This is a genomic window from Roseitranquillus sediminis (assembly GCF_016918935.1).
Taxonomy (GTDB): domain Bacteria; phylum Pseudomonadota; class Alphaproteobacteria; order Rhodobacterales; family Rhodobacteraceae; genus Roseitranquillus; species Roseitranquillus sediminis.
This window is the reverse complement of sequence record NZ_JAFFOB010000007.1, coordinates 302,889-317,258: the sequence shown is the minus strand read 5'-3', so window position 1 is coordinate 317,258 and position 14,370 is coordinate 302,889. Positions and strand designations below refer to the sequence as shown.

At 68.6% G+C, this 14,370-nt stretch carries 13 protein-coding genes; 9 read left to right on the top strand and 4 right to left on the bottom strand.

Annotated elements, in window-relative coordinates; genetic code table 11:
• The coding region (locus JM664_RS04870) for an EF-Tu C-terminal domain-related protein (protein WP_227418795.1) at positions 1-97 on the top strand (97 nt) is incomplete at its 5' end.
• Between the two features lie 228 nt (positions 98-325).
• Positions 326-1,312: an NAD(P)-dependent oxidoreductase gene (locus tag JM664_RS04865; protein ID WP_227418778.1), complete on the top strand. Its 987-nt coding sequence runs from the start codon at positions 326-328 to the stop codon at positions 1,310-1,312.
• Here the strand turns inward: JM664_RS04865 and JM664_RS04860 are convergent.
• From JM664_RS04860 to JM664_RS04845, 4 genes are all read right to left on the bottom strand, one after another.
• Positions 1,309-2,874: an alpha-amylase family glycosyl hydrolase gene (locus tag JM664_RS04860; protein WP_227418777.1), complete on the bottom strand. Its 1,566-nt coding sequence runs from the start codon at positions 2,872-2,874 to the stop codon at positions 1,309-1,311. The genes JM664_RS04865 and JM664_RS04860 overlap by 4 nt on opposite strands.
• Entirely contained in the window at positions 2,867-5,221 is a 2,355-nt protein-coding gene (locus JM664_RS04855; RefSeq protein ID WP_227418776.1) for a mechanosensitive ion channel domain-containing protein, read from the bottom strand. The genes JM664_RS04860 and JM664_RS04855 overlap by 8 nt, the downstream gene beginning before the upstream one ends.
• A gap of 68 nt (positions 5,222-5,289) precedes the next feature.
• Positions 5,290-6,663 (bottom strand): YihY family inner membrane protein, encoded by a 1,374-nt coding sequence (locus tag JM664_RS04850; protein WP_227418775.1) that lies wholly within the window; start codon positions 6,661-6,663, stop codon positions 5,290-5,292.
• 70 nt (positions 6,664-6,733) lie between these two features.
• Complete coding sequence (locus JM664_RS04845; RefSeq protein ID WP_227418774.1) at positions 6,734-7,747, bottom strand: LacI family DNA-binding transcriptional regulator; 1,014 nt, start codon at positions 7,745-7,747, stop codon at positions 6,734-6,736.
• 102 nt (positions 7,748-7,849) lie between these two features.
• Here JM664_RS04845 and JM664_RS04840 point away from each other — a divergent pair, with 102 nt between their 5' ends.
• From JM664_RS04840 to JM664_RS04810, 7 genes are all read left to right on the top strand, one after another.
• Positions 7,850-8,908, top strand: a complete 1,059-nt coding sequence (locus tag JM664_RS04840; RefSeq protein WP_227418773.1) for a sugar phosphate isomerase/epimerase family protein — start codon at positions 7,850-7,852, stop codon at positions 8,906-8,908.
• 8 nt (positions 8,909-8,916) lie between these two features.
• A complete protein-coding gene (locus JM664_RS04835) occupies positions 8,917-9,186 on the top strand; it encodes a hypothetical protein (protein WP_227418772.1) in 270 nt (89 codons plus the stop codon).
• Positions 9,183-10,340, top strand: coding sequence for a Gfo/Idh/MocA family protein (locus JM664_RS04830; RefSeq protein ID WP_227418771.1), 1,158 nt, complete (start codon positions 9,183-9,185; stop codon positions 10,338-10,340). The genes JM664_RS04835 and JM664_RS04830 overlap by 4 nt, the downstream gene beginning before the upstream one ends.
• A complete protein-coding gene (locus JM664_RS04825; protein ID WP_227418770.1) occupies positions 10,322-11,842 on the top strand; it encodes a sugar ABC transporter ATP-binding protein in 1,521 nt (506 codons plus the stop codon). Before JM664_RS04830 ends, JM664_RS04825 begins: the two co-directional genes overlap by 19 nt.
• Complete coding sequence (locus JM664_RS04820; RefSeq protein ID WP_227418769.1) at positions 11,839-12,843, top strand: ABC transporter permease; 1,005 nt, start codon at positions 11,839-11,841, stop codon at positions 12,841-12,843. The genes JM664_RS04825 and JM664_RS04820 overlap by 4 nt, the downstream gene beginning before the upstream one ends.
• A gap of 29 nt (positions 12,844-12,872) precedes the next feature.
• Positions 12,873-13,817 (top strand): ABC transporter substrate-binding protein, encoded by a 945-nt coding sequence (locus tag JM664_RS04815; RefSeq protein WP_227418768.1) that lies wholly within the window; start codon positions 12,873-12,875, stop codon positions 13,815-13,817.
• Between the two features lie 82 nt (positions 13,818-13,899).
• Positions 13,900-14,271, top strand: a complete 372-nt coding sequence (locus tag JM664_RS04810) for a YbaN family protein (RefSeq protein WP_227418767.1) — start codon at positions 13,900-13,902, stop codon at positions 14,269-14,271.
• The last annotated feature ends 99 nt before the right edge of the window (positions 14,272-14,370 follow it).

The window sequence follows — 14,370 nt, the reverse complement described above, 5'->3', positions numbered from 1 at the left end:
GATCGCGCCGATCGCGATGGAGGAGAAGCTCCGCTTCGCCATCCGCGAAGGCGGCCGCACCGTCGGCGCCGGCGTCGTCAGCAAGATCATCCAGTAACGCTTCTTCCGCGGATCGGAAAAGGTAAGGGCCCGCCGTGGAGACGCGACGGGCCCTTTGCATGAGCGAGACGGCGCGGCTTGCGCTTTCCGGCCCCGAAAGTGCGCCGGCCCAGCGCGGCCAGACTGGTGGAGCTGACGCGGAGGACTGCGCGCGTCGATCAGGCATCGTCTCACACGGGGTCCGGCCAAACCCCGGGCCGCGCGCGATGTCGCGGAAGATCTGGACGTGGAGCGGCTCATCGCGCAGGACGTCGGGGACGCGACGCGCGCCGGCGCGCCGGATGCCTCAGGCTGCGGCGGGCTGAACGGAAGCAAGATTGACGTCTTCGGGGATCAGGACATGCAGATAGCCTTCATCGGTTTCGGCGAGGCGGCGCGCGCCTTCACCGACAGCCTCCGCGAGCACGACGGCTCGCTCAGGATTCAGGCCTGGGACATCCTGCTGGACGATGCGGCTCGGTCGGAGGAGATGGCGGAGGCGATGCGAAGCCGCGGTGTGGCGCGCGCGGAGGACGCCGCTGCCCTGGGCGAGGCGGACTGGATCTTCAGCGCGGTGACGGCGGACCAGAGCCATATCGCGGCCGAGGCTGTCGCGCCGTGGTTGGGCGATGGTCGGACCTTCATCGACATCAACTCGGTCTCGCCCGGTCGCAAGCGGGAGTCGGCGGCGCTGATCGAGGGCAGGGGGGCGCACTACGTGGACATGGCGGTGATGGCGCCTGTGCATCCGCAGCGCCATCGTGCCCCCGTGCTGGTGGCCGGGCGGCGTCCGGAGGCGACGGACGCGGCACTGGCGCGGCTTGATTTCAACTTCCGCGTGATCAGCGACCAGCCGGGCGAGGCGACAGCGATCAAGATGATCCGCTCGCTCTTCGTAAAGGGGCTGGAGACACTCACCGTCGAAGCCTTGCTGGCGGCCGAGGCGGCGGGTTGCTTCGACGAGATCCTGACCTCGCTCTCGAGCAGCTTTCCCGGCCTCGGCTGGCCCGATCATGCCGACTACCAGTTCGAGCGGACGCTGCGCCACGGCCGGCGGCGGGCGGCGGAAATGCGCGAAAGCGCCGCAACCTACGACGAGCTCGGCCTTCACGGTGCGCTCGCGGCCGAGGTTGCAGCGGTGCAGGAGGCGATGGGCGCGGTGGGCGGCCAGAGCGCGACCGATCCGCTGCAGGACGTGGTCAGGGCGGTGCTGGCACGGCGGCTCGGTCGCTAGGACTCGTCGAGGACCAGCCCCTCGTCCGGCAGCAGCGTGCCGTCGAACTCGCTCCTGTCGACATTGGTGGAAAGAACGAGCCGGCCGGACGGGCGTACGTGTCGGAGCTCGGACGAGAAGTTCAGCATGACGACGAGGCGTCGGTCCGCGTGGCGCCGCTCGTAGACGAAGACATCGTCTTGTGCCGAGATCGTCCGGTACGAGCCCACCGACAGCGCCGGCTCCGCGCGCCGCAGAGTCAAGAGGCGCCGGTGGAGTGTCAGCATCGACGCCGGTTCCTGCGCCTGCACCGCCACGTTCGTTTGGGTGGAGATCGGCAGCCAGGGACGGCCGGCGGTGAAGCCCGCGCCGGGCGAGGCATCCCACGGCATCGGCGTGCGGACCGGATCGCGCCCGAGACCCTGACCCGGCACGTTCAGCTCCCATGGATCCTGCACCGCCTCGGGCGGCACATCCGCGTTCTCCAGCCCGAGTTCGTCGCCCTGGTAGATCGTCGGGGTGCCGCGCAGGGTCAGCAGCAGCATCGCCGCGATCCGTGCCTGAGCCGGCCCGACCCGGCTGGCGATCCGGGCGCGGTCGTGGTTGCCCAGCACCCAGTTCGGCCACGCCCCCTCGGGCAGCGCGGCCTCGTAGTCATCGACCAGCGCCGCAATGTGCGCGGCATCCCACAGCGCGTCGATCAGCGCGAAATTGAACGGCAGGTGGAAGCCGCCGAGTTCCGGGCCGTAGTAGCTCACGACCTCCTCGATCGTGCCGTAGGCTTCGCCGATCAGCACCCGGTCGGGATAGGCATCGGCCACTCGGCGCATCTCGCGCACAACGCGGTGCCCTTCCGGTTGGTGCGCGGTGTGGGTGCGGAACATGCTGCGCGCCGGCCCCATGTGCGGCTGCCAGTCCGGGTTCGAATAGTTGTCACGCAGATGCTCGTCGGGCGCGAGATGCTCGGCCGCGTCGACGCGGAACCCGTCGACCCCGCGCTCGAACCAGAAGCGAAGGACGTCCAGCATCGCGCTTCGCACGTCCGGATTGCGCCAGTTGAGCGCCGGCTGTTGGGGCAGGTAGATGTGCAGGTAGTACTGGCCGGTAGCCTCGTCGAAGCTCCAGGCGGGTCCTCCGAACTCGCTCAGCCAATTGTTGGGCGGCCCGCCGCCCGGCGCCGGGTCACGCCAGACATACCAGTCGCGCCGCGCGCTCTGCCGCGATGCGCGACTCTCCTCGAACCACGGGTGGCGATCGGAGGTGTGGCTCGGCACGAAGTCCAGCAGGAGCCTGAGCCCCCGATCGTGCGCGGCGGCCAGCAGCCGGTCGAAGTCCTCGAGCGTGCCGAACATCGGGTCTATGCCGCAATAGTCCGATATGTCGTAGCCGAAGTCCGCCATCGGCGACGGAAAGATCGGCGAGATCCAGATCGCATCGACCCCGAGCTCGGCGAGATGCTGCAGCCTGCTTTCGATGCCGCGCAGGTCGCCGATGCCGTCTCCGTCGCTGTCCTGGAACGAGCGCGGATAGATCTGATAGATCACGCCGCGCTTCCACCAGTCGTCGCCGGCCGCGCTAGCCATCGTCGCGCGCGTCCGCGACGCGGAGGGGCGGGCTGTTGCCGCCCTTGTCCTGCCCGAAATAGATCGTCTGATGCGGGAACGGGATCTCGATGTCGCGCTCGTCGAAGATGCGCTTGACAATCTCGTTGTAGGCGCGGCCGACGCCCCACTGCTTGCCGGGCAGCGTCTTGATCCGCGATTTCAGGATGACGGCGCTGTCGCCGAACGCATCGAGGCCGAACCATTCGAGGTCGCCCAGCAGGAACGCGCCCTGGTCTGGGTGGCGGCGCAGCTCGTCGAAGGCGTCCATCATGGCCCGCTTCACCTCCTCGACGTTCTCGCGATAGGCGATGCCCATGTCGATCACGTAGTACGAGAACTCGCGCGTGAAGTTCGAGACGAGATCGACCGACGAGAACGGGATGATGTGATAGACGCCGGTCAGGTCGCGCAGGCTGACCGAGCGGATCGTCAGCCGCTCGACCGCGCCGGTAATGCCGCCCGCGGTCACCACGTCGCCTACGTTGATGGCGTTCTCGAACTGGATGAAGATCCCGGTGATGATGTCCTGCACCATCTTCTGCGCGCCGAAGCCGATCGCGAGGCCGAGCACACCGGCCGAGGCCAGCAGGGGCCCGATGTTGAGGCCGATCTCCGAGAGGACGAACATCAGCGTCAGGATCAGGAGCGCGATGGTGGCGGCGTTCCTCAGGAGCGACAGGAGGGTCTGCTCCCGCGCCGTCGGAACGTCGCCGAAGTCGGGGTTGAGGCGGTAGTCGACCCACGAGGTCATCGCGATCCAGATCAGGAAGCCGACCAGCAGCATCACGGCCACGCTGACGATGGTGCCGGTGAAACGCAGGCCGAAGTCGCTCTCGAGCCAGCCGCCAGCATCGAAGAGGCCGACTACATCCATCGTGTAGAACACGAGCGCGATCAGGATGACGAGGCGCAGCGCCAGCAGCGCCTGCGGCACGAAACGGTTCAGCCGGCGCTGGAGCAGCGGCAGACGTTCGTTGACGCTGGGCGGCAGGTGGATCCCGCGCGCGATTGCCTTCGCCAGGAGGCCCGACAGGACGAGTCCCACAATCAGCGCGACCGCGATTTTGGCCGAGGCGGCGAGCGCGTCGACCACGGCATCACCGGGCTCCGTCAGCACGATCACCAGGATCGCGAGAAGGTAGGCGAGCACGATCCAGTGCCACGCGTTGGCGACGGGGGCGAGCCGCGAGCGGCGTGGGGCCGGCCGCACGACCTCGTCCTCGGCTCGTGCCGTTTCGACCCGTGGCGGGATTGCGGCAGCCGGCTCGGCGGAAGCCGGCTCGGTCGCATCCGGATCCTCGGTCGTGGCCTCGACCGGTGTCATCACGGGCGCGTCGTCGACCGCCTCGGGCCTCGGCTCGGTAGGTGCCGTCTGCCGGATGAGCCACGCCGCGACCGGCTTGCGCTTCCGCCAGACGAGGACCGCCACGTAGAGGATCGCGAGCACCCAGATCAGCGTCGCGACCGCCCGCCCGGTGCCGAACGAAGCGCTCTCGTTGACGATTGGCACGACGAGGAGCTGTCCGTAGCCCAAGAGGCTGAAGATCACGTTGCCCTGACGCGAGAGGTAGCGCGCCGGGCGGTCGCCGACGGGAAGGGGGCGCAGGTCGCCGGTGGAGGGCGACAGCAGCATCCGCATGCCGACCTTGACCATTTCCACGGCGACGAAGGCGTTGAGATAGAGCGTCTCGCGAATGCCGATATCGCCGAACTGGCCCAGTGCGAGCACTGCGATCGCGTAGCCGATCGCCCACGCGCCGACCACGACCAGCACGTCCATGAGCCCCGACCCGAAGTAGATCAGTGTCCGGTGTCCCAGGCGCGCCGAGCGCGCCCTCAATCCCATGCGCCGGTAGATCGGTATCGCGAGGCCCCGCAGCGTCAGGAAGACGGCAACGGTCGCGACGATGACGAGGAGGAGCTCGCCGAACGCGTCGAAGATGATCTCCAGGTCGAGATCGGCCAGCCCGTCGAGCGCGTCAGGCGCGTCGCTGAGGGACGACCAGAACGACTGCAGGTTTTCGGCGGCGGAGTTTGCGGCCTCCTGCGTGACATTCGCGATCCGGCGTCCGACGGACTGCGCCACGGGCGGTTCGGCCTCGACCGCTTCTTCGACCTCGGTCTCCGTCAGCCGCTCGAGTTCGGCGATCAGCGCCTGCCGGCTGGTGTCGTCGCGCAGGATCTCGAGCAGTGTCTCCGCCGGCGGCACCGGCGTCTCTTTGGGCGCGGTATCCTGAGCGGCTGCCGAAGCACCGATGACGCCGAGGGCGAGAACGAGAAGCAGCGCGCGCAGCCGCGCCAGACGAGAGACAAGGTGCAGCAGCATTTTTTCGTAGCCGTCTTTCTGGTCGGAGGTTCTCGATTACGCGATGCGCCGCCCCAGTCCAAGCCGGCTCATCTGGCCTTGCGGACCGGCGCCCCGCGCGCGGGTGTCATCGGCACGACCGGCTCGCGGTCGTTTGCGGCCGGAAGGATGTCCCAGATCGGCTGCTCGAGGATCCCGCGCTCGGCCTCGCCGAGGCGGTCGAGCAGTGCGGGAAGTCCGCCGGCGGCCTCCGATACGTCGGACATTGCGTTCGCATCCGCTCCGTCGTCGCCACCCGCAGCGCGGCCGAGGGCGAGGCCGAAGTCGCGCGCCAGGTCCTCGACCGTCGTCACGTGGAGGTCGCGCGCGAGGCTGAGGCAGTCGTCCTCGGTGGTGACGGCATAGCCTTCGCGCAACAGCGCCTCGATCACGTCATCGCGCCCTTCGAGCGGGGCCGCCTCCTGAAGTCTCGCCTCGGACACACTCCCGCCGTGCCGCGCCTGCCCTGCGAGCACGCCGAGCAGCGCCACCGCCACCTCAAGCCGCTGCGCCGGGCTGAGTGCCTGGACCGGCACCGCATCGCGGCTCTTCCACCAGTCGGGGAACGAGGCGGCGAAGACCGCTCCGAAGAGGATGACCGTCCAAGACGCATAGACCCAGAAGAGAAAGATCGGGATCACGGCTACCGCGCCATAGATCGTCTCGTAGGTCGAGCCGCTGGTGAGGAAGCTGTTGAACCACCACCGGAGTACCTGGAAGCCGACGCCGGCGATAGCGCCACCGATGGCCGCATCGCGCAGCCGCACCGGCCGGGCGGGAACCAGGATGAAGAGAAGCGTGAATGCCGCCGCCTGCGCCACGATCGCCACGACGGTGTTCAGCACCGAGGTGGAGACGCCGATCGGTACCGAAGAGACACCCTGTTCCGCCCAGGTCACGACCCGCGTCAGAGTATCGCTGCTCGCGGCGAAGCTCGCCCCGAGGAGCAGCGGTCCGAGCGTCAGGATCGTCCAGAAGATGAGGAGCCGCACGCCCATCGGGCGCGGCCGCTCCACCCGCCAGATCCGGTTCAGCGTGAACTCGATGGTAGAGAGCAGCATGACCGCCGTCACGGCGAGCGCAACGACGCCGACGGCGGTGAGATTGGTGGCGTTGCGCGAGAACTCGGACAGGTAGCTTTCGACCTCGACCCCGACCTCCGGGACGAAGATGTCGAAGAACATCGCCTCCATCCTCAGCCGCACCGTGTCGAACGCCGAGAACCCCGACAGGATGGCGAAGGTCAGCACCATGAGCGGCACGAGCGCCAGCAGCGTCGAGTAGGTCAGCGCCGCCGCCGCCATGCCCATGCCGTCGGCATAGAAGCGCTTGACCGCGAACAGGGCAAAGTTGCCGAATGCCCTGAAGACGCCGGGTATCCGCGCCTTCAGCTGGTCGAGGCGGTTTGCCTGTCCGTCTGCCATCGCCTGCTCCGTACGCCCGCGGTCCATGCAGAAGCCTAGGCCGGCGCAGCGCCGGAGCAATCGGCGGTTGTCAGCGTGGAGGTTTGGCGCTCGCCCGCACCGTCAGTTCGACCGGCAGGACGGTGTCGGTATTCGTCAGTTTGCCGCCGGCCATCAGCGTCAGCAGCGCCTCGGCAGCCGCGGTGCCGATGCGGCGGCGCGGCTGGTGCACCGTCGTCAGCGCCGGGTGCAGATGCGCGGCGAGATCGATGTCATCGAAGCCGACGACCGACACGTCGTCCGGCACTGCCACCCCTGCTCGCGCAAGCGCACCGATGAAGCCGCAGGCCATCGTGTCGCTCGAGCAGAAGACCGCGGTCGGCCGCTCGTCGAGTGCGAGCCAGCGCCGCGCCGCGATCATGCCCGCGTCCAGAGTGAAGTCGCCGGAGAAGAGCCATTCCTCGGGTCTCGGCAGGCCGCATCCGTCGAGGACCGCGCACCACCCCTCCATCCGCGCGCGGGTCAGCACGTTCGCCGCCGGGCCCGAGACATGGCCGATGCGCCGGTGCCCCAGCTCCGCCAGGTATGCGACGGCGAGGCGCGCGCCCTCCACGTTGTCGATCCGCACCTGCGGCAGGCTCAGCCCGGGGAGCCACTCGCACGCCATCACGACCGGCGGCGCGCGGCGCCCTGCGGCGCTTGAGACCTTCTCGGCCGGAACGGCGCCGTCGAAGAGGATGACGCCGTCCGCCCGGTTGCTGTCGATGTAGGGCAAGCGGTGCGGTCGCTGCCCGTCCGCCTCGGTGTCCGCGATCAGCAGGTTGTATCCCGCCGGCCACATGACCTCCGCGATACCGGCGAGGATCTCGGAGAAGAACTGGTTGGCGATGTTCGGGACCAGTGCCACCACGGCGCCGGTGCGCCGCTGTCTGAGGTTTCGCGCGGCCTCGTTCGCCGCGTAGCCTGTCTGGCGGATCGCCTCCAGCACCGCCTGCCGTGTGGATGCGGCGACCTGCGCGGGGCTGTTCAGCGTCCGGCTGACCGTGGCGACGGAAACCCCGGCCGACGCGGCCACGTCCCTGATGCTGATCGACCTTCGCGTCATGGTGCGACTTTCGACGCATCAAAGAGGCTTGTAAACGATTACATCCCTCGGCTAGCATCCGTGGTGGAGCGGGGATCAGCCCTGCCCGCAGGGAGGTTGCCGATGCGGACGATGAAGGGCCCCGCGCTATTCCTGGCGCAGTTCGCCGGAGACGAGGCGCCGTTCAATTCCTGGGACGCGATCACGCGCTGGGCCTCCGGATGTGGCTATGCCGGTGTTCAGGTCCCGAGCTGGGACGCGCGCCTCTTCGACCTCGACCGGGCGGCGGGGTCGAAAGACTGGTGCGACGAGTTCCGCGGCCAGGCCGAGGAGAACGGTGTCGAAGTCACCGAGCTGACGACCCACATGCAGGGCCAGCTGGTTGCGGTCCACCCCGCCTACGACGAGGCCTTCGACGGCTTCGCCGATCCGTCTGTCCGCGGCAACTCAAACGCACGGCAGGAGTGGGCCGTCGATCAGGTCAAGAAGGCGCTGACCGCCTCGCGCAATATCGGTGCTGGCGCGATGGGCACCTTCTCGGGCGCGCTGGCGTGGCCGTTCGTCTATCCGTGGCCGCAGCGTCCGGCGGGGCTGGTCGAGGCGGCTTTTGACGAACTTGCCGCCCGCTGGCGCCCGATCCTCGACCACGCAGACGAGGTCGGCGTCGACCTCTGCTTCGAGATCCATCCGGGCGAAGACCTGCACGACGGGATCAGCTTCGAGATGTTCCTCGACCGCGTCGGGTCGCATCCGCGCGCGAAGATGCTCTACGACCCATCGCACTACGTGCTGCAGGCGCTTGACTACCTCGACAACATCGACATCTACGCCGATCGGATCGGCATGTTTCACGTCAAGGACGCCGAGCTGAACCCCACCGGGCGCCAGGGCGTCTATGGCGGCTACCAGTCATGGGTCGACCGGGCGGGGCGGTTCCGCAGTCCCGGCGACGGCCAGGTCGACTTTGGCGCGGTATTCTCGAAGCTCACCGCCAATGACTTCGACGGCTGGGCGGTGGTCGAGTGGGAATGTGCGCTCAAGCACCCCGAGGACGGCGCGCGCGAGGGGGCGGCCTTCGTGCGCGATCACATCATCCGCGTCACCGAGCATGCTTTCGACGACTTCGCGAGCGGCGGCAGCGACGCTGCGGCGAATCGCCGGATGCTGGGACTGGACCGATGAGAGTGTGCGTGGTCGAGCCCGACGGAAGTGAACTTGAAGCTAACTACTTCAAGGGTGAAGGCGTCAAACCGGACCGGTTAGGTGAAACCGAGGACTACCGTTGCCATCCGCCGGGTGATGGTCACAACGAGACGTCTAATGGCGTCTACTACCGGTCGCTGGAGGATCCAGCCGATCACCTTCTTGCCAACCCCGATTGGGGCCTGCGTGTCACGACGCCGGCCAGTCCGCCGTCTCTGAGATATAGCAACGTCTCTTGCGATGGACTCTCCCAATGAGCCGGTTCGCGGAGCGCGTGGGGCCGATCCGCCTCGGGATGGTCGGCGGCGGGCAGGGCGCCTTCATCGGCGCGGTGCACCGGATTGCGGCCAGGCTCGACGGACAATTCGAGCTGGTGGCGGGCGCACTGGCCTCGACGCCGGAGAAGGCGCGGGCGTCGGGGCGTGAACTCGACCTCGCCGAAGATCGGACCTACGACGACTTCGCCGTCATGGCGGCGCGCGAGGCCGAGCGGCCCGACGGGATCGAGGCGGTCGCCATTGTGACGCCGAACCACCTGCACTATCCGGCGGCGCGCGAGTTCCTGGGCCGCGGCATCCACGTCATCTGCGACAAGCCGCTGACGTCGACGCTGGAGGACGCCGAGCGATTTGCCGATGCTGTGGCGGCGTCGGACGCGCTCTTCGTCCTGACCCACAACTACACCGGCTATCCGATGGTGCGGCAGGCACGGGAGATGGTGCAGCAAGGCGCGCTGGGTTCGATCCGCGTGGTGCAGGTCGAGTATCCGCAGGACTGGCTGACGGTGGAGGAGCCGGGCAACAAGCAGGCGGAGTGGCGGACGGACCCACAGCGGTCAGGCGTCGGGGGTGCGACCGGCGACATTGGCACCCATGCGCTGCATCTGGCGCACTTCGTCACCGGGCTCGAGATCGAGCGGCTGAGTGCCGACCTGCAGAGCTTCGTCTCGGGGCGCAAGGTCGACGACAATGCGCATGTCATGCTCCGCTTCGCCGGCGGGGCCCGCGGGATGCTGTGGTGCAGTCAGGTCGCGCCCGGCAATGAGAACTCGCTGCGGCTGAGGGTCTATGGCGAGACCGGCGGCCTCGAGTGGCAGCAGGAGCAGCCAAACCATCTCTGGTACACGCCGTTCGGCGAGCCAAAGCGCCTGATCAGCCGTAACGGCGCAGGTGCGGGCGCGGCCGCTGCACGGATGAGCCGGACGCCGTCGGGTCATCCGGAGGGCTACCTCGAGGGCTTCGCCAACATCTATGCCGAGGCCGCGGCTGCGATCCGGGCGCACCGCAGCGGTGCGGCCGCTCCGGCGGACGTCGAGTATCCGGGGATCTCCGACGGCCTGCTGGGGGTGCGCTTCGTCGACGCCTGCGTCCGGTCCTCGCGGGACGACGCGGCATGGGTCGCACTGGCGTGACGGCGCCACCGGCCCTCGCGCTGCGGCGCGTCTCGCGCCGGTTCGGACCGATCGAGGTGCTGCACGAGGTGGACCTGGCGCTCCGCCCCGGGTCGGTGCACGCGCTGATCGGGGAGAACGGCGCCGGCAAGTCGACCACGATGAAGATCCTGGGCGGCTATCTGGAGCCGTCCGAGGGAGAGGTCCTTCTGCAAGGCGCCTCCGCCGCCTTCGCGTCGTCGGAGGCGGCGGAAGCGGCCGGCGTCGTGATGATCCATCAGGAGTTTAACCTGGCCGAGCAGCTCACCGTGGAGGAGAATGTGTTTCTCGGGCGCGAGCTGCGCCGGGGGCCGTTCCTCGACCACCGGACGATGCAGGCGCGGACAGCGGAGCTCCTCGTGCGGCTCGACTGCCGGATCGACCCGCGCAGTCGGGTTTCGGACCTGTCCGTCTCGGACAAGCAGATGGTCGAGATCGCTAAGGCGCTGGCGCGCGAGGCGCGCGTCCTGATCATGGACGAGCCGACGGCGGTGCTGACGCGGCGTGAGACGGGCGTCCTTCTGGAGCTGATCGACCGGCTGCGCGCCGAGGGTGCGGCGATTCTCTTCACGTCGCACAAGCTCGACGAGGTCGCGCGGATCGCCGACGAGGTCACGGTGCTGCGCGACGGCGAGGTGGTTCTGGCGCAGGAGGCGGCGGGGCTGACCGAGGACCGGATGGCGGTGGCGATGGTGGGGCGCGAGATGAGCGACCTGTTCCCGCCAAAGCCCGCCGCGCCGTCGACCGAAACGGTGCTGGACGTGCGCGGGATGACGGTGCCGGGACGCGTGCGCGACGCCTCGTTCGTTCTGCGTCGTGGCGAGGTTCTGGCCTTCGCCGGCCTCGTCGGCTCGGGCCGCACCGAGCTGATGGAGGGCGTCGTCGGACTGCGCGAGGCGACGGGCGCGGTCTTCGTCGGCGAGCGGCGCCTGCCGCGGGGCGACTTCGGGGCCGCGCTCGACGCGGGCCTCGTCTACCTGACGGAGGACCGCAAGCAGCGCGGCCTGCTGCTCGACAAGCCGCTGCGCGAGAACCTGACCCTCCTGGCGCTCCACCGCTTCACGCGCGGCCTCATCGACAAGCGGGCCGAGGACCGGGCGCTGGACGAGGCGATCCGGGATTTCGACATTCGTGCCGCCACGCGGGACATGGCCGCAGGGCACCTCTCGGGCGGCAACCAGCAGAAGCTGCTGCTTGCAAAGACGATGCTGGCGGAGCCCGACATCGTCATCATCGACGAGCCCACCCGCGGCATCGACATCGGCACCAAGCAACAGATCTACGGCATCATCCACAGCCTCGCGTCCGCGGGGCGTGCGGTGATCGTCGTATCGTCCGAGATGCAGGAGGTCATCGGTCTCGCCCACAGGGTGATCGTCATGGCGGCCGGTCGAGTCGCCGGCGAGCTCGAGGGGCGGGACATCCACGAGGAAGCGATCGTCCGGCTGGCCATGGGCCTCGGCCGGTCCGGGGAGGCAGCATGACGGCGACGGAGACCCAGGCGCGAGGGACGCGGCGCGGAATGCGGCTGGACTTCCACGTCCTGGGTCCGGTTCTGGCGCTCGTCGCGCTGATCGTGATCGGCATCCTGCTGAACCCGAACTTCCTGAGCTACGGCAACATCACGAACGTGCTGGCGCGGTCCGCCTTCATCGGGATCATCGCGGTCGGCATGACCTTCGTCATCACCTCGGGCGGGCTCGATCTGTCGGTCGGGTCGATGGCGGCCTTCATCGCCGGGCTGATGATCCTCGTGATGAACGCGCTCCTGCCGACCCTCGGGGTCAGCGTCGCGACGATCCTCGCCGGCATGGCGACGGCGCTTGTGGCCGGACTGGTTGCCGGGGCGATCAACGGGCTGCTGGTGACGCGGGGGCGGATCGAGGCGTTCATCGTGACGCTGGGCACGATGGGGATCTACCGCAGTCTCGTCACCTGGCTCGCCGACGGCGGGACGCTCTCGCTCGATTTCGACCTGCGCACGCTCTACGGCCCGGTCTACTATGGTGGCCTCCTCGGCGTCGCCTGGCCGATCATCGTCTTCGCCATCGTCGCCATTCTCGGCGAGCTCGCGATGCGGCACACGGCCTTCGGGCGGCACTGCGCCGCGACCGGCTCGAACGAGCAGGTGGCGCGCTATTCCGCCGTCCACGTCGACAAGGTGCGCACCGCCACGTACATCATGCTGGGTGTCCTCGTGGGCGTCGCGACGATCATGTACGTGCCGCGCCTCGGCTCCGCCTCGTCGTCGACCGGGCTCCTGTGGGAGCTTGAGGCGATCGCGGCCGTCATCATTGGCGGCACGGTCCTCAAGGGCGGCTACGGCCGGGTCTGGGGCACCGTCGTCGGCGTGCTGATCCTCAGCCTGATCGGCAACATCCTGAACCTGACCGACGTCGTGAGCCCATACCTCAACGGCGCGATCCAGGGCGTCATCATCATCCTTGCCGTCGTCATGCAACGCGGCAGGGCCGCGTCCCGCTAGGGCCGCGTCAACACCAAGGGAGGAACGATATGAACTTCAGGAGCCACGCGGCTATCGCCGCACTCGCGCTCGCGGCGCTGCCGGCATCGGCGCAGGAGACGGCGGTGATCGGCGTCTCGATCCCGGCGGCCACCCACGGCTGGGCGGGCGGCATGAACTTTCATGCGCAGGAGGCGATCGATCGGCTGGAGGCAACCTACGAGCAGCTCGACTTCGTGCTCGCCACCGCGTCGGACCCGGGCAAGCAGGTCAATGATATCGAGGACATGGTGGCGACGCGCAACATCGACGCGCTGGTTGTGCTCCCGTTCGAATCGGAGCCGCTGACCGGGCCGGTGCAGGGCGTCGCCGACCAGGGCACCTGGGTCACGGTCGTTGACCGCGGCTTGAGTCAGGAGGGGATCGAGGACCTCTACGTCGCGGGCGACAACCCCGGCTTCGGTCGCGTGGCGGGCGAATTCTTCGCCGAGCGGATGCCGGATGGCGGAAACATCGTGGTGCTGCGCGGCATCCCGACCACCATCGACAACGAGCGCGTCGAGGGCTTCCAGCAGGCGATCGAGGGCTCGGGCATCGAGATCCTGGGGATGGAGCACGGCAACTGGAACCGCGACGACGCCTTCACGGTGATGCAGGACTTCCTGTCGCGCTACCCGGAAATAGACGCCGTTTGGGCATCTGACGACGACATGGCCATCGGTGCGCTGGCCGCCATCGAGCAGGCAGGCCGCGCGGACGAGATGTGGGTGCTGGGCGGCGCCGGCATGAAGGAGATGATCCAGCGCGTTCAGGAGGGCGACGAGATGGTGCCGGCCAACGTCACCTACCCGCCGGCGATGATCGCCACGGCGATTGAGCTGACGGCGCTGAACTTCGTTTCAAACGCGCCGGTGTCAGGCGACTTCATCATCGGTTCAGTGCTCGTCACGCCGGAGAACGCGGCGCAGTACTACTTCCCCGACAGCCCGTTCTGAATCTAGCGGCACCGGGCGCGCCGTGTCCGGTGCCGCTTCCCTCCGGGTTGCCGACTGCCGGTCCGCCGCCTAGGTCAGCGGCATGGACGTGCGGCGCATCGCTTGGCTGACGCTTGGCTTCGGCGCGACCGCGCTCGGCATCATCGGTCTGTTTCTGCCCGTGATGCCGACGACGCCTTTCCTGCTCCTCGCCGCCGTCGGCTTTTCGCGGTCGTCGCCGCGGATGCATGATTGGCTGACGGGCCATCCGCGCTACGGCGCGCCGATCCGGAACTGGCAGCGTCATGGTGCGATCGCGCCCGCGGCCAAGGCGGCCTCGGTCGCGGCGATGGCCGGTTCGCTCGTCCTCGGCCTGCTGCTCGGACTTCCGGCGCCGCTGATTGCGGTGCAGGGGGTCGTCCTGGCGCTCGTCGCCGTCTTCATCCTGACGCGCCCGATCCCACCGAGGGAGTGACGGCGGCCGGAACCCGCTGGTCCAGGACCTCGCGCCGTGGGGTTGCTCGCCCGAATCGCTGATCGCGTGTAGGATGAGGCGCATAGTCGATGTGCCCGG